Annotated in this window: 29 protein-coding genes and 1 tRNA gene; 14 read left to right on the forward strand and 16 right to left on the reverse strand. The window is 69.6% G+C overall.

Annotation, left to right across the window (positions count from 1 at the left end):
- Positions 1 to 8 precede the first annotated feature (8 nt).
- From ABZ815_RS01780 to ABZ815_RS01810, 7 genes are all read right to left on the reverse strand, one after another.
- Positions 9 to 383 carry a DUF742 domain-containing protein gene (locus tag ABZ815_RS01780; RefSeq protein WP_357692867.1) on the reverse strand — a complete coding sequence of 125 codons (375 nt, stop codon included), beginning with the start codon at positions 381 to 383 and terminating at the stop codon, positions 9 to 11.
- Positions 380 to 2,599 (reverse strand): nitrate- and nitrite sensing domain-containing protein, encoded by a 2,220-nt coding sequence (locus tag ABZ815_RS01785; protein ID WP_357692869.1) that lies wholly within the window; start codon positions 2,597 to 2,599, stop codon positions 380 to 382. The genes ABZ815_RS01780 and ABZ815_RS01785 overlap by 4 nt, the downstream gene beginning before the upstream one ends.
- Before the next feature lie 56 nt (positions 2,600 to 2,655).
- Complete coding sequence (locus ABZ815_RS01790; protein ID WP_357692871.1) at positions 2,656 to 3,339, reverse strand: DUF998 domain-containing protein; 684 nt, start codon at positions 3,337 to 3,339, stop codon at positions 2,656 to 2,658.
- A gap of 179 nt (positions 3,340 to 3,518) precedes the next feature.
- A complete protein-coding gene (locus ABZ815_RS01795; RefSeq protein WP_357692873.1) occupies positions 3,519 to 4,349 on the reverse strand; it encodes a hypothetical protein in 831 nt (276 codons plus the stop codon).
- Positions 4,350 to 4,503: 154 nt separating this feature from the next.
- Positions 4,504 to 5,922 carry an FGGY family carbohydrate kinase gene (locus ABZ815_RS01800; protein WP_357692875.1) on the reverse strand — a complete coding sequence of 473 codons (1,419 nt, stop codon included), beginning with the start codon at positions 5,920 to 5,922 and terminating at the stop codon, positions 4,504 to 4,506.
- Positions 5,923 to 6,008: 86 nt separating this feature from the next.
- Positions 6,009 to 6,197 (reverse strand): hypothetical protein, encoded by a 189-nt coding sequence (locus ABZ815_RS01805; protein WP_357692877.1) that lies wholly within the window; start codon positions 6,195 to 6,197, stop codon positions 6,009 to 6,011.
- 70 nt (positions 6,198 to 6,267) lie between these two features.
- Complete coding sequence (locus tag ABZ815_RS01810) at positions 6,268 to 6,717, reverse strand: MarR family transcriptional regulator (RefSeq protein WP_357692879.1); 450 nt, start codon at positions 6,715 to 6,717, stop codon at positions 6,268 to 6,270.
- 63 nt (positions 6,718 to 6,780) lie between these two features.
- Here ABZ815_RS01810 and ABZ815_RS01815 point away from each other — a divergent pair, with 63 nt between their 5' ends.
- Entirely contained in the window at positions 6,781 to 7,290 is a 510-nt protein-coding gene (locus ABZ815_RS01815; RefSeq protein WP_357692881.1) for a VOC family protein, read from the forward strand.
- 43 nt (positions 7,291 to 7,333) lie between these two features.
- The gene (locus ABZ815_RS01820; protein ID WP_357692883.1) at positions 7,334 to 7,564 is read left to right on the forward strand and encodes a hypothetical protein; all 231 of its coding nucleotides are present in this window, start codon (positions 7,334 to 7,336) and stop codon (positions 7,562 to 7,564) included.
- Positions 7,565 to 7,664: 100 nt separating this feature from the next.
- Here ABZ815_RS01820 and ABZ815_RS01825 read toward each other — a convergent pair whose 3' ends face one another.
- Entirely contained in the window at positions 7,665 to 8,945 is a 1,281-nt protein-coding gene (locus ABZ815_RS01825; protein ID WP_357692885.1) for a TIGR04013 family B12-binding domain/radical SAM domain-containing protein, read from the reverse strand.
- 15 nt (positions 8,946 to 8,960) lie between these two features.
- A complete protein-coding gene (locus ABZ815_RS01830) occupies positions 8,961 to 9,539 on the reverse strand; it encodes an NAD(P)H-dependent oxidoreductase (RefSeq protein ID WP_357692887.1) in 579 nt (192 codons plus the stop codon).
- A 79-nt stretch (positions 9,540 to 9,618) separates the two neighbouring features.
- Between ABZ815_RS01830 and ABZ815_RS01835 the strand changes: the two genes are divergently transcribed.
- Positions 9,619 to 9,957, forward strand: a complete 339-nt coding sequence (locus ABZ815_RS01835; protein WP_357692889.1) for a helix-turn-helix domain-containing protein — start codon at positions 9,619 to 9,621, stop codon at positions 9,955 to 9,957.
- Positions 9,958 to 10,119: 162 nt separating this feature from the next.
- Positions 10,120 to 11,289 (forward strand): MFS transporter, encoded by a 1,170-nt coding sequence (locus ABZ815_RS01840; RefSeq protein ID WP_357692891.1) that lies wholly within the window; start codon positions 10,120 to 10,122, stop codon positions 11,287 to 11,289.
- Here the strand turns inward: ABZ815_RS01840 and ABZ815_RS01845 are convergent.
- Positions 11,246 to 11,875, reverse strand: coding sequence for a hypothetical protein (locus tag ABZ815_RS01845; RefSeq protein WP_357692893.1), 630 nt, complete (start codon positions 11,873 to 11,875; stop codon positions 11,246 to 11,248). The two genes, ABZ815_RS01840 and ABZ815_RS01845, sit on opposite strands and share 44 nt — an antisense overlap.
- 85 nt (positions 11,876 to 11,960) lie before the next feature.
- On the opposite strand from ABZ815_RS01845, the gene ABZ815_RS01850 reads away from it, so the two are divergent.
- The 3 genes from ABZ815_RS01850 (at position 11,961) to ABZ815_RS01860 (ending at position 13,986) form a co-directional block, all read left to right on the forward strand.
- Positions 11,961 to 13,076, forward strand: coding sequence for a S1 family peptidase (locus ABZ815_RS01850; protein WP_357692895.1), 1,116 nt, complete (start codon positions 11,961 to 11,963; stop codon positions 13,074 to 13,076).
- Positions 13,077 to 13,237: 161 nt separating this feature from the next.
- Positions 13,238 to 13,615 (forward strand): VOC family protein, encoded by a 378-nt coding sequence (locus ABZ815_RS01855; RefSeq protein ID WP_357692897.1) that lies wholly within the window; start codon positions 13,238 to 13,240, stop codon positions 13,613 to 13,615.
- 2 nt (positions 13,616 to 13,617) lie between these two features.
- Complete coding sequence (locus ABZ815_RS01860) at positions 13,618 to 13,986, forward strand: VOC family protein (protein WP_357692899.1); 369 nt, start codon at positions 13,618 to 13,620, stop codon at positions 13,984 to 13,986.
- A gap of 135 nt (positions 13,987 to 14,121) precedes the next feature.
- Here ABZ815_RS01860 and ABZ815_RS01865 read toward each other — a convergent pair whose 3' ends face one another.
- A complete protein-coding gene (locus ABZ815_RS01865; protein WP_357692901.1) occupies positions 14,122 to 14,727 on the reverse strand; it encodes a hypothetical protein in 606 nt (201 codons plus the stop codon).
- A gap of 323 nt (positions 14,728 to 15,050) precedes the next feature.
- Between ABZ815_RS01865 and ABZ815_RS01870 the strand changes: the two genes are divergently transcribed.
- The 3 genes from ABZ815_RS01870 (at position 15,051) to ABZ815_RS01880 (ending at position 17,876) form a co-directional block, all read left to right on the forward strand.
- Positions 15,051 to 15,626, forward strand: a complete 576-nt coding sequence (locus tag ABZ815_RS01870) for a DoxX family protein (RefSeq protein ID WP_357692903.1) — start codon at positions 15,051 to 15,053, stop codon at positions 15,624 to 15,626.
- A gap of 292 nt (positions 15,627 to 15,918) precedes the next feature.
- Entirely contained in the window at positions 15,919 to 17,286 is a 1,368-nt protein-coding gene (locus ABZ815_RS01875) for a hypothetical protein (protein WP_357692905.1), read from the forward strand.
- The gene (locus tag ABZ815_RS01880) at positions 17,283 to 17,876 is read left to right on the forward strand and encodes a TetR family transcriptional regulator (protein WP_357692907.1); all 594 of its coding nucleotides are present in this window, start codon (positions 17,283 to 17,285) and stop codon (positions 17,874 to 17,876) included. The genes ABZ815_RS01875 and ABZ815_RS01880 overlap by 4 nt, the downstream gene beginning before the upstream one ends.
- A 167-nt stretch (positions 17,877 to 18,043) precedes the next feature.
- Here ABZ815_RS01880 and ABZ815_RS01885 read toward each other — a convergent pair whose 3' ends face one another.
- Entirely contained in the window at positions 18,044 to 18,277 is a 234-nt protein-coding gene (locus ABZ815_RS01885; RefSeq protein ID WP_357692909.1) for a hypothetical protein, read from the reverse strand.
- 94 nt (positions 18,278 to 18,371) lie between these two features.
- Here ABZ815_RS01885 and ABZ815_RS01890 point away from each other — a divergent pair, with 94 nt between their 5' ends.
- Positions 18,372 to 19,364, forward strand: a complete 993-nt coding sequence (locus ABZ815_RS01890) for a CehA/McbA family metallohydrolase (protein ID WP_357693541.1) — start codon at positions 18,372 to 18,374, stop codon at positions 19,362 to 19,364.
- A gap of 138 nt (positions 19,365 to 19,502) precedes the next feature.
- On the opposite strand, the gene ABZ815_RS01895 is transcribed toward ABZ815_RS01890, so the two are convergent.
- Both ABZ815_RS01895 and ABZ815_RS01900 read right to left on the reverse strand, forming a co-directional pair.
- Positions 19,503 to 19,591: transfer RNA gene (locus ABZ815_RS01895), tRNA-Ser, on the reverse strand.
- A 164-nt stretch (positions 19,592 to 19,755) separates the two neighbouring features.
- Positions 19,756 to 20,316 carry a YceI family protein gene (locus ABZ815_RS01900; protein WP_357692911.1) on the reverse strand — a complete coding sequence of 187 codons (561 nt, stop codon included), beginning with the start codon at positions 20,314 to 20,316 and terminating at the stop codon, positions 19,756 to 19,758.
- 94 nt (positions 20,317 to 20,410) lie between these two features.
- On the opposite strand from ABZ815_RS01900, the gene ABZ815_RS01905 reads away from it, so the two are divergent.
- Positions 20,411 to 20,902 carry a MarR family transcriptional regulator gene (locus tag ABZ815_RS01905; RefSeq protein WP_357692913.1) on the forward strand — a complete coding sequence of 164 codons (492 nt, stop codon included), beginning with the start codon at positions 20,411 to 20,413 and terminating at the stop codon, positions 20,900 to 20,902.
- A gap of 13 nt (positions 20,903 to 20,915) precedes the next feature.
- Here ABZ815_RS01905 and ABZ815_RS01910 read toward each other — a convergent pair whose 3' ends face one another.
- A complete protein-coding gene (locus tag ABZ815_RS01910; RefSeq protein WP_357692915.1) occupies positions 20,916 to 21,458 on the reverse strand; it encodes a SigE family RNA polymerase sigma factor in 543 nt (180 codons plus the stop codon).
- Between the two features lie 215 nt (positions 21,459 to 21,673).
- On the opposite strand from ABZ815_RS01910, the gene ABZ815_RS01915 reads away from it, so the two are divergent.
- Positions 21,674 to 22,621 (forward strand): hypothetical protein, encoded by a 948-nt coding sequence (locus ABZ815_RS01915; protein ID WP_357692917.1) that lies wholly within the window; start codon positions 21,674 to 21,676, stop codon positions 22,619 to 22,621.
- A gap of 5 nt (positions 22,622 to 22,626) precedes the next feature.
- Entirely contained in the window at positions 22,627 to 23,418 is a 792-nt protein-coding gene (locus ABZ815_RS01920) for a MauE/DoxX family redox-associated membrane protein (RefSeq protein ID WP_357692919.1), read from the forward strand.
- A 103-nt stretch (positions 23,419 to 23,521) separates the two neighbouring features.
- On the opposite strand, the gene ABZ815_RS01925 is transcribed toward ABZ815_RS01920, so the two are convergent.
- Positions 23,522 to 24,703, reverse strand: coding sequence for an ATP-binding protein (locus tag ABZ815_RS01925; RefSeq protein ID WP_357692921.1), 1,182 nt, complete (start codon positions 24,701 to 24,703; stop codon positions 23,522 to 23,524).
- Between the last annotated feature and the right edge of the window lie 8 nt (positions 24,704 to 24,711).

Raw genomic sequence — 24,711 nt, forward strand, 5'->3', positions numbered from 1 at the left:
TCGCCGGGCTACAGCGCGCGCAGCCCGTTGATCACCTCGCGGAGCAGGCTCTCCGTCGGGGTGGCGGTCTTGTCGCGCGGCGGGCGCACGTCGATCAGGTCGTACTCCAGCAGGTCGCCGAGCAGCACGCGGATCACGCCCACGGGCAGCCCGAGCTCCGAGGCGACCTCGGCGACCGGCCTGGACCGGCCGGACAGGCAGCCCATCAGCCGCCGGTGCTGGCCGCTCAGCTCGGCCTTGGCCGGCGCGGGCCGTCCCGTCGAGACGACGGTCGCCAGCAGATCGAGGGCCGGGGACGAGGGCCTGGTGCGCCCCCGCGCCACGGCGTACGGCCGGACGACGGGCCCGGCCTCCTCGTCAACCCACTCGTGCTCGCGGCTCACGGTCGGGAACCCCCATCCTGGTCGCTGTCCTGCCGCCCCCGCTGCCATCCGGACTGGAGTGAGGAGAGCAGCGCCCTGGCCTCCTCAGGGGAACGCTCCTCCGCCACGGGAACCGGGGACGCCGGCACGGGAGAGGGCGCCTGCCTGAGCCGCTGCCGCTGCGGCAGGTTCGTCTGCCGTTCGCGGCGTGGCAGCTCGGGATCCTCGACCGCGGCGGGTCCCGCGCGCTTGCTGGTACGGACCCGGCGCGGCAGCTCGCCCGGCCCGGTCGTCTCCCCCGTGTCCATCGGCCGGTCGGACCGGAGGACGGAGACGGGCTCGAACTCCAGCGGGCGCGCCGGGGTCGTCATGGGCTCGACCAGCGATCCCGGCACGAGCACGATGGCGGTCGTGCCGCCGTACGGGGACAGCTTGAGCGTCACCTTGATGCCGTGCCTGGCGGCCAGCATGCCGACCACCGCGAACCCCAGCCGCTCGGTCTGCGCGGGGTCGAACTCGGACGGGCTGGCCAGCCGGTCGTTGATGACCCTGCGGGTCTCCTCGTCCATGCCGAGGCCGCGGTCCTCGATCTCGACCGCGAAGCCCCTGCCGACCATCTCACCGCGCACCGAGACCTCGTTGGCGGGCGAGGAGAACGACGTCGCGTTCTCGATCAGCTCGGCGAACAGGTGCATGAGGTCGGCCACGGCCGAGCCGGACACGCCGCACTCGGGCATCGGGTAGACCCGGACCCGGGTGTACTCCTCGACCTGGGCGGCGGCGCCGCTCAGCACGTCCTCGACCGGGATGACGCCGCGCCACCTGCGGCCCGCCGTGCCGCCCGAGAGCAGCACCAGGCCCTCGGCGTGGCGGCGCATGCGGGTGGTCAGGTGGTCGAGCCGGAACAGGCGCTCCAGGGCCTCGGGCTCCTCGGTCTGGCGCTGCATCTCGTCCAGCATCCGGAGCTGGCGCTGGAGCAGCGACTGGCTGCGCCTGGCCAGGTTCCGCAGCGCCTCGGCCACGCCCTCGCGCAGCCTGGCCTGCTCGACGGCGGCGTCCACGGCGGTGCTCTGCACGCTGTCGAAGGCCGCGGCGAGGTCGGCGACCTCGCTGGTGGCGTCGCCGCCGACCTTGATGGGCGGCGCCTCGGACTCGATGTCCACCCGCTCGCCGGTACGCAGCTTCGCCACCACGTCGGGCAGCCTGACCTCGGCCAGGTCCAGCGCCGTACGGCGGAGCGTGGCCAGCTCCCTGGTGATCCTGCGGCCCACCCGGACGGAAATGAAGATCGAGAAGGCCACCGCGATGAGCCCCAGCGCGCCCGCGATCGCGGCCCTGACCACGATGACCACGCCGGCCGGCTGCATCCGGTTCAGCAGCTTCTCACCGGTGCCCCAGACGGCCTCGCTGTAGTCCTTGAGCACCTGGTCGGCGATGCCGCGCCACAGGTCCATGTCCGCCGGCTGGCCCGCGACGAAGCTCCGCAGCAGGCTCTCCATAGTGATGTACCTGGAGGAGTAGAACAGCTTCTCGAACGGCGCCCGCAGCTCGGTGTCGAGGTTGGCCAGCGCCTTCGGGAACAGGAACGTGCGGGTGCCGTCGATGCCGGCCAGCAGGTGCACGTCGTGCATCGAGGGACGGCCGTTGGAGCCGACGAGCAGGGCGTTCTCGCGGCTGAGCAGCTCGCGCACCTCGTCTGCCGCGATCAGGCCGTGGGCCTGGAGGGAGAGTTCGAGATCGGTGCTGACGGTCAGCCTGGAGTACAGCAGGTGGACCTCGTCGGAGACCTTGGCGTACTCGGTGACCAGGTTGCCGGGGGTGAGCCGGCGCTCGTCGACCTTGCGTCTGACCTCGGGGAGCCGGTCCACGGTCTCCAGGACGACCTGGAACTGCTTCTTCATGTCCTCGGTCATGGCCGACTGGACGTCCTCCGCCAGGCCCTGCTCGCGCAGGGTCTTCCTGCTGGCGTCCACCTTGGCGCGGGCCTTGGACAGGGCCGCCTGCTCGGTCGCCGTGCCCGCGACGCGTTCGGCGGAGGCCAGGCGTTCGGTCTGGAGGCTGGAGACCAGGTCGTCGGCGTTGTTGATCACACTCCCCCAGATCGCATCGATCTTGAAGAGGTTCAGCGCCTCACCCGTGGTCGTGCTCGCGGCGAAGCCCCAGAGCGCGACCAGGGAGATCAAGGGGATGACGAGCAGCGTCGAGATCTTGAATCGGATGGATCTGCCCGATGCCATGACACCTGCTCCCGCATAGAAGATCGCGGGAGAGAATAGCATCGAAACAGACGGGATTAAGATCGACTAGCGATAAATCTGTGATATGTCGGGAAATTTGCGCCTACAGGGTGCTTCGGGGTGCGGGGCGGGGCCCACGTGAGCCACAGCGCCCACGCCGCCAGCAGGCCGAGCAACGACACCTCGGCGCCCAGCAGCAGCCGCTCGACCAGCCCGATCATGACCCGCTCCCCCGGCAGGGCCACGTACGTGATCGCCAGCAGCCCGAACCCGCCCGCCAGGGCCACCCACTCCACGGCCCGCGCGACGGGCTTCCAGTGGACGTCCGCGGTCAGCCTGGGCACCAGCAGGGCCCCGGCGGCCGGGAGGCTCACGAACGCGGCGATCGACACGTACCGGTGAACCTGGGCCGCGAGGTCGAGATCGAGGCCGAGGGGGACGGTCGGGATGACCGCCACCACGACCAGCGCCGCCGACCACACGATGAGCAACTTCTCCGGCAACCCCCGGATCGGCGCCCCCATCCTCCTCAGCGCGGCCAGCAGCGCGAGCGACCCGATCCCGAGCACCGCCATCGCGACCTCCGTGACGCCCCCGCGGTCGGTCACGGCGTACTCGCTGATGGTCACGTTCATGGGGTCGAGGTAGGGGTCGGGCCCGAAGTGACCGACCAGGATCGCGACCACCGAGAACACGATCGATGCACAGGCGATCAGGGGGTAGAGCCTCGCCGGGGTCATGAGGGCCCTCAGGCTCACGCTCCAGGGCGCTCTCGCGACTCTCACTCTGCTGTTCGGCACTGCGGTCATGTGCCCAACTCTCGCGCCCACAGGCGTGCCGCCACATCCGGTGGCACCCCCGACCCGTCCCTGAGTCCGCCCCTGAGTCCCCCTCTCCGGCCCCCCGGGGTGGACGTCCCTCAGTCGGAGGCGACGAACAGGCGGAGCACGCGATCGGGACGGCCGATGGGCGTCCAGGAATCATCGAATCCATCGTATTGAAATACGCTCATGTCCCGAGCCACTCGGAAAACGGTGTCGTCCGTGACCGCGCAGGACGCGCTGTGGTCCCCGATGCGCTGCCAGTTTCCGGCTGCGTCCTGGAATTGATATACGCCACTGAAGTCGGCGGCGGTGGCGAACAACCCGAAGCCTCCGGCGAAGATCTGGAGGACACCGCGGGGAGGGGCCCCGAGGTTGTCCCAGGCGATGCCGGAGCCGGTGTATCTGAACACCGTGTTACCGAGAGGGTCCGTCCGGTAGACCGTATCCGCGATCGCGTATGCGCCGCCTTTGGGGCCGATGCGTTCCCAGTCATTCGGATTGCCGCTGTAGAGGAAGGTGTCACCCTGGAAGTCGGGCATCTGGGCCACGACGCTGAACCCACCGACCGCCAGGAACCCGGAGTCGCCGACCTTGTTCCAGAGCGGCGTGTCGCCGTCGAAGCCGTCGAACTGGAGTATCCGACTGCCGTCCCGGGGCGTCTTGTAGACGGTGTCGTCGGAGACGGCGTAGGTGGCTCCGACCTCGCCGACGGAGAACCAGTCGAAAGGAGTGCCGCTGTAGCCGAACGCGGTGCCCGTCTCATCGCCCATGCCTTCGACGAGGGTTCCCCACCCGCCGCCGAAAGGCCCGTTGCTCGCGACCGGCCCTCTGATCTGGGTCCAGGAAGTGCCGGAGCCGTCGTACCGGAAAACGCCGTTGACATGGTCCGCCGGGTCAATGGTGACCGCATTAAGAGTGAGGGCCACGGATCTCTCCGTTCGCAGGAAGGACACCCGTGGTTCCAGGTATCACGCTGATCGCAGCATCGCTTCGCACGGCCGCGACCAGCAACTCCGACACGCATCGGATTTCTAATGACTTGTCCACTGCGAGGCTTGTTTCATCCAATAACAAGAGCCCTCAGTCGAGCACGTGCGCGGTGGCCCTGGCGTAGCGGGCGCGGATCTCCGGGACGGCCGGGGCGTCGTAGGTCGCGGTGTCCTCGGTCCGCCAGTCGGGGGTCGTGAGGAGGGCGGCGGCCTGGCGGGCGGCGCCGTCGGCGACGTACTCGCCGGGCGGCGGCACCGCGATCGGCACGCCGAAGACGGTCGGCGCGACGCGGCGTACGGCCTCGGAACGGGCTGCGCCGCCGATCAGCAGCACCCGCTCCGGCCGCGTGCCGAGCGCGTCGAGGGCGTCGGCGAGGCCGCACAGCATGCCCTCGACGGCCGCGCGGGCCAGGTGGGCCGGGGTCGAGGTGGCCAGCGTGAGCCCCAGGACCGAGCCCGTGGCGGTGGGCCGGTTGGGGGTGCGTTCCCCCTCCAGGTAGGGCACCAGCGTCAGCCCGCCGGCCCCCGGCGGGGCCTGGAGCGCGAGGTCGCTCAGCTCGTCGAGGCCGACCCCGGCCAGCCCGGCGGCGGCGTCGAGGACCCGCGCGGCGTTGAGCGTGCACACCAGCGGCAGGAAGCGCCCGGTGGCGTCGGCGAACCCGGCGACCGCGCCGGTGGGGTCGGCGCTCGGCGTCTCCGCGACCGCGAACACCGTGCCGGACGTGCCGAGCGAGACCACCACGTCACCCGGCCCCGCCCCGACGCCCAGCGCGGCCGCCATGTTGTCGCCGGTGCCCGGCGCGAGCAGCGGCCCGGCGGAGGCCGGGTCTCCCGCCCGGTCGGCGGGACCCAGCACGCGGGGCAGCAGCGGGACCGCGCCGAAGGCGGCCTTGAGCAGGTCGGTGCGGTAGGCGCCGGTCGCAGGGGACCAGTAGCCGGTGCCCGAGGCGTCGCCGCGGTCGGTGGCGAGCAGGTCGAGCGGCGGCGGGGGCGCGTCGTGCCAGGCCGCGAGGTCGCCGCCCAGGGCGAACGCGCCCGCCAGCCGCCAGGTCAGCCAGTCGTGCGGCAGGCAGACCGCCGCCGTGCGGCGGGCGTTGCCGGGCTCGTGCTCGGCCAGCCATCGCAGCTTGGTCACGGTGAACGAGGCGACTGGCACCGAGCCGACCGCCTCGGCCCAGGCCCCCGGCCCGCCCAGCTCCGCCACCAGGTCGGCGGCGGACCGGGCGGATCGGGTGTCGTTCCAGAGCAGGGCGTCGCGCACGACGTCTCCCGCCTCGTCGAGGCAGACCATGCCGTGCTGCTGCCCGGCCACGCTGACGGCCGCGACGTCGGCGAGCCCGCCGGCCTCCTCGACGGCCCGCAGCAGCGCGGCCCACCAGTGGGAGGGGTGGATCTCGGTGCCGGCCGGATGGGCGGCGCGGCCCTGCCTGACCAGCGCGCCCGTCCCGGCGTCACGAATGACGACCTTGCAGCTCTGCGTGGAGGAATCAACCCCAGCGACCAGCGTCACCCGAACTCCTTATGCCTGCTCCAGGGCGAGATGGTTGAGATGGTATCCGCGTCCGGGAGTGACATTAAGGAGCAATTTGGGGCGATTCACAGCCCCGAGGGGTCGCGGCCGACGCTGATCTCCTCGGCGATCTTGCGGATCTCCGCCACCTCGAGACCTGGAGCCTTGGGCAGGTGGCGCAGCAACGCCTCCATGACGACGGGCACGGGCTGACCCGCCATCAGCCCGGCGATGCCGTGGACCGTCCGGAACAGCGCCTCTTCGGTGTCGTGCATCGGCAATCCCCTCGTTCGGGCCTCGTCGGCTACCGGGAGAGGCTACGGCCTGGCCACGACAGTTCGCTCGCTACCGCTCCAGCGTGTCCCGTACGGCCGAGCAGATCGCGCCGAGTTCTCGCACCTGCTCGGGGCTGAGGACGTCGAACAGGCTCCGGCGCACCTCCTCGACGTGGCCGGGCGCGGCGGCGGCCAGCGTGGCGAATCCCTCGTCCGTCAGGACGGCGACGTTGCCCCTGCCGTCGGCCGGGCAGCGCTCACGGCGCACCCACCCGCGCTCCTCCAGGCGGGCCACGGCGTGCGAGAGGCGGCTCTGGGAGCTCTGGGCCCTGGCGGCCAGCTCACTCATGCGCATCGCCCGCTTCGGCGCCTCCGACAGCGCCACCAGGATCATGTAGTAGGTGTGCGGCATGCCCGCCTCGCGCTGGAGCTGCCGGTCCAGCGCCTCGTTGATGAGCTGGCCGGCGGCCAGGAAGTGGCGCCAGGTCTGCTGCTCGTCCGGATCCAGCCATCGGGTCACCCTCTCATTTTAGTTGAACTCTCATATACTCTGACCGGGAGAAACAGGTGAAAGGGGACGACCATGCCGGTCCACAGGCTCAACCACGCGGTCCTCTACGTCCGTGACGTGGAGCGCAGCGTGGCCTTCTACCGGGAGGCGCTCGGGTTCGAGGTGGTCATGGGCATGCGCGGCGCCGCGTTCCTCCAGGCCCCCGGCTCCAGCAACGATCACGACCTCGGGCTCTTCGAGATCGGCGAGGCGGCCGGCCCCTCGACCGCCGGCCGCACCGCCGTCGGGCTCTACCACCTGGCGTGGGAGGTCGACACGCTCGACGAGCTGGAGCGCATCGCGGTCACGCTGAGCGAGCTGAACTCCCTCGTCGGCGCCTCCGACCACGGGACCACCAAGGCGCTGTACGCCAAGGACCCCGACGGGCTGGAGTTCGAGGTCTCCTGGCTGGTGCCCGCCTCGCTCATCACGGACGAGACGCTGGCCGCCCGGTCCGCCATCCGCCCGCTCGACCTGGCCGCCGACAAGGAGCGGTACGGCGCTCAGACCCGGGGCGGGGTAGGGGTGTCGATCCCGGCCTGACGTACCGTGGCAGGTATCCGATCGATTTGTTCCGGAGAGGGTCATGCCAAACGATCCGGATCACGTCCTCGACGCCATCGACGGTGTCGTGGACGAATGGGAGACGCTGAGCGCGGACGCCATGCGCTGGGCGCCGCCCGAGCACAAGTCGCCCGACCTGCTCGGCGAGGTGACGGAGATCCTGACCCCGCTCGCCGAGGCGCTCTCCGAAGTGCTGCGGCCGCTCGGCGACTCCATCAACCGCGCCCTCGACCGGCTCGGCGACGACGACTGACCGGGCCCGCCGGCACGGCCGGGCCGGGTGAGCCGTCCTGTGGCCGGGGCCGGGCTGTCACGGGCCGGGTGGAGGCGTCCTGTGGCCTGGGCGCCGGTCGTCAGTCTGTTCTGCGGCGGCGGGTGCGGCGCGGGTATGCCTTGGCCGTCTCGGCCAGCCGGGCCGAGTGCTCGGCCTGGCGCCGCCAGTGGCCGTACGCGTCGCCGCGCTGGGCCAGCCTGTCGAGCTCGCGCATGGTCGTGAGCGGGATGAACGCCGGCTCGGCGTCCCGCCACGGCGTGCCGGGCAGCGGCATGAACGTGTGCGTGTGGATGCGGGCGCCCAGCTCGGCCAGATCCCCGGCCAGCACGAGCGACTGGCGCTGGTCCTCCTCCGACTCCCCCGGCATGCCGAAGATGAAGTCGACGTTCGGCCTGAAGCCGTGCTCGACGGCGATCCTGACGGCGTCGCGCACGGGCGAGGTGTCGTGCCCCCGGCCCGAGGCGGCCAGCACCCGGTCGGACCCCGACTGGGCGCCGATGATCAGGTTGTCGTTGGCCACGTACCGCTTGAGCAGCCGCATGGCCTCGGGCGTGACGTGCTCGGGCCGCACCTCGGACGGGAAGCTGCCGAAGAACACCCGGCCGTGCGGCGGCAGCTCCTCCCTGACCCCCGCCAGCAGCTCCTCCACCGCGCCGAGATCCGGGTCGGGGCCCGGCGAGCCGTAGGAGAGCGAGGTCGGCGTGATGAACCGCACGTCACGCAGCCCCTGCTCCACCATGCCCTTGACGTGCGCGCGCACGCTCGCCACCGACCTGTGGCGGAACTGGCCGCCGAACATGAACGGCGTCTGGCAGAACCGGCACGTGTACCGGCACCCCCGCGTGATCTCGATCGGCCCCTTGCGCCCCAGGAACGACGGGAACGCGTCGAGCGGCAGTTGCGGGGCCGGACGCGTCCTGAGGGCGACGCCGTCGCCGTCCTTGACCGCGAGGCCGGGCACGGTCGTCAGCGGCTCGTCCCGCCGCAGCGCCTCGACCAGGGCGATGATCGTGGACTCGCCCTCGCCGATCGCGGCCAGGTCCCAGCCGGCGTCGATGACCTGCTGCGGCTCGGCTGTGGCGTGCACCCCGCCGGCGATGTGCAGCCCCCGGCCGTCGCTGAGCGACCGGACGGTGGCCAGCTCGGCGGCCATGGCCTCGGCGTCGGGCGAGTAGAACGACCAGAGCACGAGCACCCGGTCGGCCCGGCTCGCCGCGATGTGGGCCGCCGTCTCCTCCGGGGTGACGCCCAGCAGTTGCCGGTGCTGCACGCCCGAGGTCTCCAGGGCGGCGAGCACCGCGTGCACGCCGTACGTCACCGCCTTGCGGTAACGGACCACCACATCGACTGCCAGCGTCACGACCGGCAGCGTAGCTCAGGCGGAGGCCAGCCGCATGGGACGCAGCGCGCCGGTGAGCTTGGCCAGCTCGGCCAGCATGGCGTCGGCGGCGGCGGTCATCACGTCGTTGGGCGCCACGGTGCCGTCCTCGGCGATGAACTGCTGGTAGAAGGGGATGTTGACGGCCTCGACCACCGGGATCATCTTCAGCGTGCTGACGACCTGCCGCAGGCCGTTCACCGCCCGGGTGCCGCCGGAGATCCCGCCGTAGCTGACGAACCCCGCCGCCTTGTGCTGCCACTCGTGGTGCAGGTAGTCCAAGGCGTTCTTCAGCACGGCCGTGAAGCTGTGGTTGTACTCGGGGGTCACGAACACGAAGGCGTCGCCCCGGTCCACGGTGGCGCTCCACTCCTTGGTGTGGGCGTTCACGTACTGCCTGAGCTTGGGGTGGTTCGGCTCGTCGAGGAACGGCAGGCCCACCTCGGCCAGGTCGACCAGCTCGACGTCGAAGTGGCCGGAGGCGACGGCACGGCTCCTGAACCACTCGGCGACCTCGCGTCCGGCGCGGCCGGGACGGGTGCTGGCGACGATGATCTGCAGGACTGGCTTGTCCATGGGGTCCTCCCTCAGGTGGTTGATACCTCAACATTATTGAGTAGCTAAACATTTCTTAGCAAATGCTAGGATCGTCCCCGTGAGCCCCCATTCCGTCTGCGTCCGGTTCCACGTCGCACTCGAACTGATCGGCGCCCGCTGGTCGGGAGCCGTGATCCACATGATCTTCAAGGGCGCCCACCGCTACGCCGACCTCAAGGCGGCCATCCCCGGCATCAACGACACGATGCTGGCCCGCCGGCTGCGCGAGCTGGAGTCCGCCGGGCTCGTCGAGCGGCGCGTGCTGCCCACGTCGCCGGTGCGGGTCGAGTACCACCTCACGGAGATGGGCCAGGAGCTGCGCCCGGTGCTCGACGAGCTGGTCACCTGGGCGCACAAGTGGATCCCGCTGCCCGAGGAGCCGGCCAGGTCCGCCTAGCGAATACGGGCGAGCGCCGGAGGCGGGCCGGGGGTTAGACTCCCGGGCATGCACTGGCGACATTGATGAACCACCAGCGGCCGACGCGGAAGAAGCGCGCGCGGGCCTCCGAGGTGCCGAGCACCAGACGGAGTCCCTGTCCGCCTCTTCCGAGAGGGTCGCATGTTCGTCCCCAAGCTTTACGTCTACACGTTCCTCGGCGAGTTCGTCCTGCTCTACCCGGTGTACACGCTGTTGTTCACCGATTCCGGGCTCTCGGTGGCCGAGACGTCCTCGCTGTTCGTCATCTGGTCCGTGACCGGCATGGTGCTGGAGATCCCCTCCGGCGCCTGGGCCGACACGATGTCCCGCCGCCTGCTGCTGTTCCTGGGCCCGCTGCTGGCCGGCGCCGGCTTCGCGTTGTGGGTGCTCTTCCCGTCCTACTGGGCCTTCGCGCTGGGCTTCGTGCTGTGGGGGGCCGAGGGCGCGCTCGTCTCGGGCGCCTTCGAGGCGCTCGCGTACGAGGAGCTCGAACGCCGGGGCCTCCAGGCGCGGTACGCCGCGATCATGGGCAGGGCCCATTCGCTCGGCATCGTCGCCGCGGCGTCGGCGATCGCCCTTGCCACGCCCGTCTTCGCGGTCGGCGGCTATCCGGCGGTGGGGGTGGCCAGTGTGGTGGCCTGTCTCTTGTGTGCCGGTACGGCGTTGACGCTGCCTGAACGTCGTCGGGCGGTAGCGGGTTCGTCCGGTCTGTCCGGGGATTCGGGTGGGCGGTATCTCGCGGTTCTGCGGGCCGGTGTCGCGGAGGCCCGTACCGATCGGAACGTGCTCGAAGCGATCGTCCTGATCTCCGTCGTCACGGCGATCTGGGGTGCGCTGGAGGAGTACGTCCCCTTCCTGGCCGCCGAGACCGGCGCGCCCAGGACGGCCGTGCCCCTCCTCGTCCTGGCCGTCTGGGTCGGGGCCGCGGCGGGCGGCCTGCTGGCGGGGCCCGCCCAGCGCCTGACCGGGCGGCAGTTCGCGCTGGTCCTGGCGCTGGCGGCCGCGGCCATGGCGGTGGGCGCGCTGATCCCGCATCCGGCCGGGTTCACGCTGGTCGCCGTCTCCTTCGGGGCGTTCCAGATGGCCGGCGTGGTGGCCGACGCACGACTGCAGGAACGCGTCTCGGGCGACCAGCGGGCCACCGTGACGTCGGTGGCCGGGCTCGGCACGAACGTGGTCACCCTGGCCGTCTACACCGCCTACGGCGCGGGCTCGCCGTTCCTCTCCCACGGGACCACGTTCGCCCTCCTGGTCCTGCCGTACGTGGTCATCGCCCTGTGGCTGGCCCGGGAGCGGGTCGCGCCGATGTGATCCTCTTCGACGCGAACGGGACGCGCTTGGGCAGCGGCGGCGGCTCCTCCCCCTCCTTCTCGGGAGCCCCCGCCCCGCCCCGGCGCGCCCGCCAGCGGGACGGGAACACGGAGGCGGCCAGCAGAATGCCGCCGATCACCAAAGACCAGGTATTCAGCAATGCCGCGTACGCGTCCAGATAATCGGCGGGCACCAGATCGAATCCCATTCTGCGGTCGCCTCCCGTGGCGGCCCGTACGAGCGACGCCACGGCCAGGGCCGTGAAAGCCAGACCGGGCAGCAGTGAGGCGACCGGAGAAATCCGGGAACCGGCCAGGACGCCGACGAGGAGCGCGGTTCCGGCCAACGCCGCGGCCGCCGTCCACTCGACCGTCCAGTCGAAGCCGGACGTGGTCGCGCGGGGTCCGTACAGAAGACCGGCCGTGATCAACGGGATCGCGGCCACTCCGACCGCGGCCCCGGCGAAATGACGAACACCATTACCCATAGGGAACACCTCCAGGCCCAATACGATACCGACATACCACCGGTTACAACTTAGGATGAAAAATCTCCATTTGTGGCCTCTGGTCGGAAGGTCGGGCATATCGCCTTAATAGGAAACATTTGGTATCTCCTCATTTGTCTGTCAGCGGTTACCGTGACAGAACCCCCCATCGAGGAGCGGCGGCATGTTTCGCTGTGCAGTGGCGGGCGCCACCATCGTGGCCGCCTGCCTGGCCAACCCGGGCCCCCCGACGCCCGACCCCGTGATCGAGGCGCTCTCGCGCGACCTCGGCCTCTCGGAGTCCCAGGTGGTCGCCCGGCTGGCGAGCGAACGACATGCCGCCGCCCTGGAGGCCGAACTGACCGCCTCGCTGGGCGACTCCTACGCCGGGTCATGGCTGACCGAAGACGCCTCCGCCCTCGTCGTCGCCACCACCGACCCCGCCCGGACCGCCGCGATCTCGGCCCGGGGGGCGCGCCCTGTCGTCGTGCGGCACTCGCTGTCGGAGCTGGACGCCGTCGTCCAACGCCTGGACCAGGCCGCCCGCCGCCTCCAGGCCGGCCCCGCCCTCTGGTACGCCGACGTCCGCGCCAACCGCGTCGTCCTCCAGGTCCCCCGGCCGGAACCCTCGCCCACCGAGGCGTCGTCGGCCGCCGGGGGCCAGGTCGCGGCGGCCCTGGTGGCGGCGGCCCGCAGCACGGCCGTCGCGGTGTCGCCGGCCGCCGAGCTCCCCCGCACGTACGGCGACATCATCGGCGGCGACCCCTTCTACGTCGGCTCGACGCGCTGCACGATCGGCTTCTCGGTCACCAAGGGCAGCGTCCCCGGCTTCGTCACCGCGGGCCACTGCGGCCACACCGGCGACCTGGTGACGTCCCCGCCCGGCACCTTCCAGGGCTCGTCCTTCCCGGTCAACGACTACGCGTGGGTCGCCACCCCCGGGCACACCGCGCAGCCGTACGTCCGTGGTCCCGGCGGCTCGCTGGTGACCGTACGCGGCTCGCTCCCGGCGACGGTGGGCGCGTCCGTGTGCCGTGCCGGCCCGACCACCGGCTGGCACTGCGGCACCGTCCAGCAGCACAACGCTACCATCACGTACGCCCAGGGCACCGTCTACGGCCTGACCCGCACCAACGTGTGCGCCGAACCGGGCGACTCAGGCGGACCGTTCATCTCGGGCGGCCAGGCCCAGGGCGTGACGTCGGGCGGCTCCGGCAACTGCAGCACCGGCGGCACGACGTACTTCCAGCCCGTCAACGAGATCCTCAGCGCGTACGGCCTGACCCTCCGCACCGCCTGACCTCCCCCCGCGCCCGCGCACACGCGGCACTCGTGCGACCCCGAACACACGGCACCTCCCGCGAAGCCGAGCGCCCGGCACCGATGAGTTTTCCTCCCCGGTCGAGTCTGCCCTCCCGGAAGCGGATCCCTTCCGCCGTACCCGACCGCAAGGAGGCAGCGATGACGCGCCCCAACCTGAACAGCCTGCTCCTGGCCAGCACCGACCCGGCCCGACTACGCGCCTGGTACGCCACGGCCCTCGACCCCGAGTCCGACACCGACGTCACCCATTACGGCGTGCTGAAGTTCGGCGACTTCCACCTCATCATCGACACCCGGGCCGACGTGGCGGACAAGAATCCCGAGCCCGGACGGGTGATACTCAACTTCGACGTCCCCGACGCGCGCGCGATCGCCGCCCGGATGGAGGAGGCGGGCGTGTCATGGCTGGCCGAGCTCGAAGACCGCGACGGCAGCCTGTTCGCCACGGCGATCGACCCCGACGGCAACTACGTCCAGATCATCCAGCTCAGCGAAGACCACCGGAAGGCGATGTGACGATGTTCGGCAAGACGAAGGCGTTCAGCGGATTCTCCGTCAACGACCTGGCCGCCGCGAAGGCGTTCTACGGCGACACCCTGGGGCTGGAGGTCTCGGAGTCGAACGGCCTGCTCACCCTGCACATCACCGGCGGCACCGACATCCTGATCTACCCCAAACCCGACCACGTCCCGGCGACCTTCACCATTCTCAACTTTCCCGTCGAGAACATCGAACAGGCCGTCGACGACCTCACGTCCCGAGGCGTGCGGTTCCAGCGCTACGACCACCTGAAGACCGACGAGAAGGGCATCTTCCGCGGCGGCGGCCCCCTGATCGCCTGGTTCACCGACCCCTCGGGCAACATCCTGTCCGTCCTCCAGGACTGACACCCGCACCAGCGGCCTCGGGCTGGGGTCGACTCACAAGCTCCTCCCCAGCCAGGCCAGAACATTCCGATCAGGTCTGCCACGTAAGAACCTGCGCGAAAGCCACGGCGGCGCGCCTCAAGTGCCCGCTGCCGCTCAGAGCAACTGCATGGGTCGCCTCAAGGGATCCCAGTCGATGGTGACGAGAGCGCCATAACGCCTGGCCAGCCTGCGGCGTAAATCCTGCCTGAACGTGTTCGTCTCGACGACGATCCGATTGAGCTCTGGTTCGATGAACATCGCCAAGACCTCGGGTTCGTCGATCGGCCGGCCTTGTTCCCCGTCCTCCGTCAAGGCGGTCAGCGCCGCTCTACTGTTCCTCACCGGCCGAACCTGCGGCACGATCCGGTACGGGTCCGGTCTCCCGTATGACCGGTCCACTCCTGAGATGGGCAAGGAAGCCAGCTCCTGCCCTCGGGGGGTGACGTAGGGGGCGACGAGCCGATACGGCGCGTACAGGAGGTAGGGCGGGGCCAGATCGTGCGGATGGGTCTCGGCCCGCCGCTCAGCGATTTGGATGGCCTGACTGAACGGCCCGAGGCTCACGTACCACCGAGGCATTGACGACCTGAGTTTGTAGTACACCTCCGCAGCGTCACCTGCCGCCGGTTGCACGATCACTCGCCATTCGCCCGGCATGCTCACGGGCACCGCCGTCACAGCGTAGAGAGCGAACAGCGTCAAGATCACCTTCAGCCGCATGCGGCGAGAGTGTACCCACCCGTGATCATTTGCGAGCCTTCCGCAAGACGAAGCACAACCGCTCCCTGGGGCAGGTCACCAGCACATCCAGCAGTAAAGCGCCTGACGCGCAGGAACCGTCCCGCTCCGCGGTCGCGGTGAAACTCGCGTTTCCGCAGGCAGGCCGCGTCTCACGTGTCCCACCCTGTCCCACGGACGATGCGCGCGACCTCGCTCCCGTGCTCGGATGAGCCCGTCACCACGTACCGATGCCACGTGCTGACGAAGGCACGAAGAGCCGGCGAGTTCCCCGTGAATGCGATCAGGAAAGGCAGTGACAGGACATGAGCCACCACGTCAGCGAGAACGTCCTCAGCGTCAAGGACATCGAGCAGCAGCCCAAGGCGCGCGGAACGCGATTCACCCTCAACGGCGCACTCTGGGCACTCCAAGCGTTGTGGGGCTTCTTCTTCGCCGGCAGCGGCTTCGGCAAGGTGCTGATGTACGACGACGTCCTGTTCGCAGCAGCCCCCCGGGCCGTGGCCTGGTACGCGGCGGTGCCTCAGTCCCTGATCGTCTTCATCGGGATCGTCGAGGTGCTCGGCGGCGTCGGCCTGATCCTGCCGGCGATGACGAAGGTCAAGCCGATGCTGACGCCTCTCGCCGCCGCCGGCCTGACGCTGACGATGATCCTCGCGGCCGGTTTCCACATCATCCGCGGCGAATACGAACTGGTGCCCGCCAATCTCCTGCTGGGCGGCGTCGCGGCGTTCATCACGGCCGGACGATGGAAGCTGCGGCCCGTCTCCTCCGCGGCCCTCACCACCCCACGCGTACTCACCGCGATCGCGGTCCTGGTCGCACTCGCCCTGCTGACGTTCGCCCCGACGTGGTACACGATGACCAACGCCCAGTTCTGATCACGGGCGGATCGAGGGCTTCGCTGACGTAGCCATTGCAACCCGGACGCCGGAAACTCGAAAGGCCCTCCGCCGGACGCGGCGAGAGGGCCTTTCACCTGCGGAGGATCTGAACCCCGGCTGGTTGCCGCCAAGCCGCCTTGGCAACGCGGGGCACCGCCGCTCAGGACACGGTCTCCCTGGAACGGGTCTGCCCCCTTCAACAGTGCCACCGGGCTCGAAGCACAGTCTCCCGCGCCATCAAATCTGTCATTCGACTAACATTTGACATCCATGTGACACAATATTCGGCATGAAGGACAACATTCCACGGCTGCTGCGAGACGCACACCGCACCAGAAGGCGCCACGAGTGGGCAGCAGTCCAGCGACGGCGGCTCGCCGAGATCGTCGGGTACGCCCGCACCAACTCGCCCTACTACCGCGATCTCTACAGCGGCCTGCCTCCCGACATCGACGACTCCGCATCGCTGCCCGTCACCGACAAGAAGGCGCTGATGGCGCACTACGACGATTGGGCCACCGACCGCGAGGTGACGCTGGCACGGGCGCGCGCCTTCGCCGCGGATCCGCAACTGGTCGGTGGACGGTTCCTCGACCGATACCTGCTGGTCACCACCTCGGGCACCACAGGAAACCCCGCGATCTTCGTCAAGGACGATCGCGACATCGCCGTCAACTACGCCCTCAGCATCCGGATGATGGGGTCCTGGCTGGGCCTCGCCGACCTCACCCGGATCGTGGCCGGCGGCGGACGGATGGCCATCGTGGCCGCGACGAACGGCCATTTCCTGGTCTCGGCCGGCGCCGCCCGCATGCGCGCACATCGGCTACAGCGCAAGGCCGTCCGTCTCTTCTCCGTGCACACCCCTCTCGGTGAACTGGTCGAGGCGCTCAACCGGTTCCGCCCCGCACTGCTGCTCGGCTACGGCAGCGTCCTCAACATGCTCGCCGCCGAGCAGGAGTCGGGACGGCTGCACATCGCGCCGGTGGTGGTTGAACCCGCCGGCGAGACGCTGACCAGCGGTGACTACGCGCGGATGGCCCGCGCCTTCGAAGCCAAGGTCCGCGACACCTACGGCGCCAGCGAGTGTCCCTTCCTCACCGAGGGCTGCGCGTACGGGTGGTATCACGTCAACAGTGACTGGGCCCTGGTCGAACCGGTCGAAGCCGACCACTCCCCGACCCCGCCGGGCAGGCCGTCCCACACCGTTCTGGTGACCGATCTGGCCAACCGAGTACAGCCGATCCTGCGCTACGACCTCGGCGACAGCGTCCTGCAACGGCCTGACCCGTGTCCGTGCGGCAACCCCCTGCCGGCCATACGGGTACAGGGACGCGTGGCCAACCTGCTCACGTTCACCACCGGACGGGGCGAGGTCGTCATCGCGCCGCTGATGCTCAACACCCTGGTGGACCGCACGCCTGGAGTCCAGCTCTACCAGATCGTCCAAACCAGCCCGGCGAACCTGCGCATACGGATGCTGCCCTCGCCCGGGGCGGATCCGGAAGCGGTGTGGAGGGCGGTGCTCGACGGGATCGGCGGCCTGCTCACCGACCACAAGCTGGACCATGTCATCCTGGAACGCGCTGAGGAGCCGCCGCAGCAATCCCCCGGCGGAAAGTATCGGACGGTCGTCCCGCTGAAGGATTTCGCATGATGTCAGATTCCCAGCAGCCCGGACTGCGGGAGCGCAAGAAGGCCGGCACTCGCGCCGCCATCCAGCGACATGCGCTGCGCCTGTTCCGCGAGCAGGGTTACGACGCCACCAGCGTCGAGCAGATCGCCCAAGCAGCCGACGTCTCGCACCGGACGGTGTTCCGCTACTTCCCGACCAAGGAAGCGTTGGTCACCCTCGATGACTACGACACCCTCATCGCCGAGGCGTGCGCGGCCCAGCCGCCGGAACTCGGTCCGGTGCCGGCGCTGCGCAACGCCTTCCGGGCCGTGTTCACCGACCTGACCGACGTGGAGGTCGCCGCGAAGCAGGAGCGCCAGGCTCTGGTGCTCAGCGTCCCCTCGCTGTGGGCGGCCAGTCTCGCCAACATCACCCAGACCAAGCAGACGCTCACCGAACTGGTCGCAGCCAGGCTGGGCCGTCCGCAACGCGACGACCGGGTGCGGGCCGTCGCAGGCGCGGTGTTCGGCATCCTGCTGTCGGTCTGGCTGGACTGGGCCAAGGACCCGGAATTGGACGCCCTGGCGCTGTTGGACAGCGCGCTCGCCCATCTCGAAAGCTCCGTGAACTAGAGCTGTCCCGACAACCTTCACTCCTTGAGCTGGCCGGCACAGCACGGCCATGCCCACGAGCTCAACCCTGCCCATGGGCGCCAAGCCGGGGATGATTCCGAGCAGGGGGTTTCCTTCTACGACCACGTCGGGCAACGTTCCGTTGATGTCGGGGTCGAAGAGGTCCTTCACGTCATCCCACAACAGGTCAGGCACAGTACATTGACTTCGACGTCGACCTCAGAGAATTGCAGGGGCAGGAGCGGTTGGATGTCCTGGTGGCTGTCCTCCGCCTGATCGGACAGCGTCTCGGGAAGTCTGTGCTGATGACTGCGGAAGGTTCTCCCGGTCATCCGGATCTCGGCTTCGATGTCGAGGCCGGCCGGGTGGTGCTGATGGTCGAACCGACTGGTCCGGGCCACGAATTCGCTCCAGGCGGCCGTTGAACCACCACCTGGAGCTTGTGGATATCTCCTGTGGAGTGAGTACGCTGCCGGGATGGTCTCGGACTATGGGATGTCGGGGTCGCAGTTCCCGCCGAGGCGGGTAGCCGGTCGGGGGCGTGGCTGGTATCGAGGTGACTGCCATGTGCACTCGGTTCTCTCGAATGGCGGAGAGCTGACGCCGGAGCAGCTTGCGGCCGGTGCTCGTGCGGCGGGGCTGGACTTCATCGCGACCACCGAGCACAACACCGCAACTGCGCATGGCGCCTGGGGCTCGCTCGTCGGCGACGACCTACTGGTGATCATCGGCCAGGAAGCCACCAGCCGAACCGGGCACTGGCTGGCGCTCGGCATCGATCCGGGGCAGGTGGTCGACTGGCGGTACGGCGTCCGCGACGACGTGATCGGCAAGCAGCTGGATCAGGTACATGAGGCCGGTGGGCTGTGCGTGGCGGCCCACCCGCACGCGCCGTACCCCTCTGGTGTCTTCATGTACCCGTTCGAGGGGTTCGACGTGGTGGAGGTGTGGAACGGGCTGTGGGTCTCCGATGAGCCGTGGCAGGCGGACAATGCGGCAGCACTGGCCGAATGGGGTCGCGGCCTGGCCGTCGACATCCGCCGTGGACGGTGGCGACCGGCGATGGGCAACAGCGATGCCCATCTGGAGGGCCAGATCGGCAGACCGCACACCGTCGTGCTGGCCGAGGAATTGAGTGCTGACGCAGTCCTCGCCGGCATCCGTGCCGGCCGGAGCTGGATCGCCGAATCGGCCACGGTTGAGCTCTCGCTCCAGGTCTCTGCTGGTGATGGCAGTGCCGGCATCGGGGGGCGGCTGGATACCCACGGCGGACCTGCTGTGGTCCGGGTGGACGTCCGTGGTGTGCCGTCCGGCACCGTCAGCTTTCACACCGATCGAGGGACGGTGCACCGCGCAGCATTGCCGGGCAATGGATCAGGCGTCCTGGAGTGGCAGACCAACGCGGAGGAATCAGCTTTCGTCCGCATAGAGGTGCGTCATCCCGACGAACACATGGCGGCGCTCACCAACCCCATCATCCTGAGTTGAAAGACCGAAAGGTCGGCGCGCGGCGCCCGGGGTCGCAGCGGACGGTTGAAGGTGCCCGTTGCAACCAGAACTGCAACCAAGACGCCCGGAAAGTTCGAAAGGCCCTCCCCCGAAGATCGGGGAAGGGCCTTTCAGCTGCGGAGGATCGGGGATTTGAACCCCGGATGGTGTTGCCACCAAACCGCATTAGCAGTGCGGCGCCATAGACCTGACTAGGCGAATCCTCCTGGAAGCCATCGCGGCTCAGCACAGCGTACCGGCCTTCTGGCGAGGCGGCAAAGCGGTTGCGTGTCGTGCCTTCGCCAAGAGTTATCAACAGCCTGTGGGTAACCGCCTGTGGATGAAGCCCGCCCCATGCCAGGGCGGGCTTCCAGGTTGTGGACAACCCAGCTCAGGCGGGGTTCGCCTCGCCCTCGATCTCGATCTTGACCTTCTTGCCCACGAGCACACCGCCGGCCTCCAGGGTCTGGTTCCAGGTCAGGCCGAACTCCTCGCGGTCGAACTCGGTGTTGATGGAGAAGCCCCACACCGCGGCGCCCCACGGGTTGGTGCCTGCGCCGCCGTACTCGACGGTGAGCTCGACCTGCTTGGTGACGTCGCGGATCGTCAGGTCGCCGACGACGGTGAACTCGTCGCCCGAGTGGCCGACCACGCGGGTGCTCCGGAAGGTGATCTCGGGGAACTTGTCCGTGGCGAGGAAGTCGTCGCTGCGCAGGTGGCCGTCGCGGTCGCCGACGCCGGTGTCGATGCTGGCGGTCTTGATCGTCAGCTCGGCCGTGGACTCCAGCGGGTTCTCCGCGATCGTGACGGAGCCGGTGAAGTCACCGAAGCGGCCGCGTACCTTGCTCACCATCATGTGCTTGACCACGAAGCCGATGCGGGTGTGGGCCACGTCGAGGTTGTACGTGCCGGCGGCGGGAATGGTCAGGGACTCCCAGGTGCGGGTGCTCATCGGGTTCTCCTCGGGAAGGTTGCTGTGCGGATGTCTGCGGCAACAAATGTCTACACGAGGAATATTCCGCAAGTCAACTAACGTCGGTTAAGGTATGGACGTGAAGCACATCGATGACCCCAGGCTGACGGCGATGGGCCTGCTCGCCGAGGTTCACGCAGGTCTGGCAGCCCGGATGCAACCCGTCTTCAGCAGGGCGGGGTTGTCGGGCATCGACTTCGAGACGGTCATCCGCCTGGCACGATCACCGCGGCAGGCGCTGCGGATGACCGACCTGGCCGCCCAGACGGGCCTGTCCACGAGCGGCGTGACCAGGGTCGTCGACCGGCTCGAACGTGAGGGCCTGGTGACCAGGCAGGCGTGCGCCACCGACCGCAGAGCCTCTTACGCCGCGCTCACGGACGCGGGACGCGAGCGACTGGCGAGCGTCCTGCCCCAGCACCTTGAGGACATCAAGGACAGCTTCACCGGCCTCCTGAGCGAGGCCGAACTCGACGCGTTCCTGCAGACACTCCGCAAGATCAGAGACGTCGTGCGCCCCTGCGCGACGGCCGGCGCGGAGGAGACCACCCACTCGCTCAACTGAGCCGTAACGCCGACTACAAGGCCGATGACGAGGACGCCCCCGGAACCCCCGAGCCGCCCGGCTCCGAGGAGATCCCCAAGGCGCTCCTGAGCTTGGCCATCGCCCGTGACACCGTGCTCTTGACCGTGCCGACGCTGATCCCGAGCGTCCTGGCGATCTCCGGTTCGGTCATGTCCTCGTAGTAACGCAGCACGATCGCAGCCCGCATACGTTCGGGCAGCCCCTCCAACGCCTGTTCCAGCAGCTCGTGCACCTCCCCGCAGGCCGGCGGCTCCGCCGCGGCCACCTCGGGCAGGTCGTCCGACGGGTACTCCTCCAGCTTGCGCCGCCGCCACTGCGAGATGTTGATGTTGACCATGGCCCGGCGGACGTACCCGTCCAGCGCCTTGCGGTCCTCGATGTTCCCCCACGCCAGGTACGTCTTGGCCAGCGCGCTCTGCAGCAGGTCCTCCGCGTCCAGCGGATGCCCGGTGAGCTGACGGGCGGCGCGCAGCAGCGCGGGACCGCGAGCCGTGACGTACTCGCGGAACTCCTCTTCCCACCCGGTGGTCTGCATCGTGGCCAGAATCGCAGCCTGATGCCCTTTTGCGACTGAACCACAATTCAGGTTTCGGCCCGACGAAGACAAAGGTCAGTCAAGGTCGGTGGCAGATTGTTCGAAGGCGGGTGTCAACTACCTTCCCCGGGGATGCGTATTTTGCTCCCCTCTGTTCGCCACGGCACGAGCCGCTCCGGAGTCATGTGAACCTAGTACCTGACGAGGGAGGGCGGATGGGCTATCCGAACGTCGAACGTCGCAGGCGGCTCGCGGCCGCCGCGCTGGGCCGCACCCCGGGCATCGCGGGCCCCGACCTGGCCGACGGCGAACCTTTACGCGCCGTCGCCGGCGAGATCCTTGACGTCAGCCCGCATCTCATCGTCATCGAGACCCCCGAAGGCGTCGAGGAGCGGCTCGTGATCGCCCCCTGGGCCACGGCCTGGCACGGCGCGGAGATGGCGCCCGCCGACCTCCCGGTGGGCTCCATGGTGCTCATGCGCACACTGCGCGACGGCCGCGTCGTCGAGCGGATCTGGGCCGACACCACCCGCCTCACCGGCACGATCCTGTCGGTCGAGGGGCGCAAGGAGCTGACGGTCGAGCTCGACTGCGGCCCCCACCGGGGCCCCCGGACGATCGTCATCCCCTACCCGGCCACCGGACGGCTGCAGGTGCGGCATCCGAAGTTCGAGCCGGGCTACCTGTTCGACGCGATCGGGATCAGGCGCGGCGGCTCCGCCCTGGCACTGCTGCCGGCGACCTCGCAGCCCGCCCACCGGTCGGGCATCGTGCCGGCCCCGGCGCCCGCGTACGCCGGGGCGCAGGCGCGCATCTCCGGCACCGCCACCTGGTCCGACACGTTCGACGAGGAGGAGCGCGGCGCGGCGTACCCGATGCTGGAGGGCGTGGACACCGGCTGCCCCGACGCCGGGCTCTCCTGCGCCGGCCTGCCCTACCTCGCCATCGGTTCGCTGTTGCAGGTCAGGAACACGTGCGCCGACCGCGCGGCCAACCTGCCGGTGGTCGCCTGCGGCTGCCTGGCCGGGCGGTTCTGCGACCGTTGCGTCGAGTGCGACACCTCGCCGCGCGGCCGCGTCGCCGAGCTGTCACCCGCCTCGTTCGTCGAGCTGGGCGGCGAATTGATCAAAGGCTGCTTCAACGCTCAGATCGGATTGGGGTGACGGGCGTGCTCGATTCGCAGATGCCGATCCTGATCGTGCTGCTGGTGATGGGCGCCGGCGCCAAGGTGGTCACGGTGTACCGGGGCGGAGAGCCGGGCACCCTGTCCAGGCTGGGCCCGGCCGTGCTCATGCCCGGCCGCATGCAGGCGCCCTCGCTGCTGGTCTGCGCGGTCGTCGAGCTGGTGCTGGCCGGGGGGCTGCTGTTCGCCACCGCGCCGATCTTCAGGTGGGGGACGGTCGGCTTCTTCGCCATGTGCACGTACGTGCTGGTCGAGCTGCGCAGGCGGCGTCCTGACGCGGGCTGCGGCTGCTTCGGCGAGGTCAGCTCGGCGCCGGTCGGCATACGTTCGATCGGCCGGACGGTCGTCCTGACCGGGATGTCCGTGTTGTCGGTGGCCGCCCCGGCGTCGGGCTGGGCGGCGACGGTCCATCCGACCTGGCTCACGGCCGCGGGGGTGGCGGTGATCGCGCTGCTCTCCCCCGAGATCGAGGAGCTGGTCGATCGCGTACGGTACCGCGCCCCCTGCGAGCAGCGCCCCGGCCCCGCCGAGCAGGTGATGCTCTCCAGGCTGAGGTCGAGCGGCCCGTGGCGGGCGCACCAGGAGGCACTGACCTCGCCGGAGCCGTACGACAGCTGGCGTGAGTTGTGCTGGCGCTTCTTCGTCTTCACCGGCCGCGACCAGGACGACGTGGTCTTCGCGGTCCACCTGAGCGGACGGCGTCCGGCGGTGCGCGTGGCGGTGGTCAGCAACGACGACAGCGACTCTCTGCCGGAATATACGCCAGTATCGGCATGACGCTAGAGAGCCCTAGATTTTCGTATCCAGGCACGGCGATATGACTCTATTGGGCTGTCTAGCTTCCCCACTAGACAGCCCAATAGAGGTCTAGGGGCGGCGCTCAAACAGGTTGAGACCGCAGGAACCTTCCGAAGTGCGGCACCGTGAACGCGATCAGACCGCGCTCGGCGCTGTAGATGAGCCCTTTCTTGATGAGGCTGTCACGAGCCGGCGAGAGGCTGGACGGCTTCCGCCCGAGGGCGTCGGCCACGTCGGCGGTGGCGACCGGCTCGTCGCCGATCTGCGCCATGGCGTGCATGTAGTCGCGCTCGGCCGGGGTGGCCCGCTCGTAGCGGCTGCCGAAGAAGCCCACGGCGAGCTCCTCCTCGGCCTCGGGCGCGGAGACCTTGACGTCGTCGAGGGTGATCGGGCTGCGGAGCGCGAGGTCCCAGGCGACCTTGCCGTACGCCTGGACGAAATAGGGATAGCCGTCGGCGGCCTCGTAGAGCGCGTCGAGGGCTTCCTGGGTGAACTCCACCATCTCCTCCCGCGCGGGGAGGATCAGCGCCATGTCGGCCGCCTCGCGGTCGAGCTTGTCGATGCGCGCGTAGCGGAAGAGCCGTTCGGAATAGCTCTTGCTGGCCGACAGCACGCTCGGCAGGTGCGGCAGCCCCGCGCCCACCACGATCAGCGGCCCGCCCGACTGGGACAGCTCGTGGCAGGCGGCGCAGAGCGCGGACACGTCGGCGGGCTGCACGTCCTGCATCTCGTCGATGAACAGCGCGATGCCCACGCCGAGGTCGGTCGCCACGCCGGCGGCGTCGACGAACAGCTCGGTGAGGTCGATCTCCAGGTCGCCCGAGTCGGCGCGCCCGCGGCTGGCGGGCACCTCGATGCCGGGCGACCAGTGGGAGGTGCCCTTGGCCGCGGACGGGTCGCGCATCGCGAACGCCTTCAGCACCCCGAGGAACTCCTCGATGCGCTCGGGCGCGCGGTGGCGCGGGGCCAGCTCGCGGATGGCCATGTGCAGGGCGGCCGCCACAGGACGCCTGATCGACTGGTCGGGCCGGGCCTCGATCTTGCCCGTGCCCCACAGCCGCTGCATGGCCATGGACTTGAAGGTGTTGAGCAGGACGGTCTTGCCGACGCCGCGCAGGCCGGTGACGACCATGCTGCGCTCGGGGCGCCCTCGGGCCACCCGCTCCAGCACCACCTCGAACTGCTGCAGCTCACGGTCGCGCCCGGCCAGCTCCGGCGGACGCTGCCCGGCGCCGGGGGCGTAGGGATTGCGCACAGGGTCCACGCTCTCGG

Source organism: Nonomuraea sp. NPDC047529, from assembly GCF_040642995.1.
In the GTDB taxonomy this organism is placed as follows: domain Bacteria; phylum Actinomycetota; class Actinomycetes; order Streptosporangiales; family Streptosporangiaceae; genus Nonomuraea.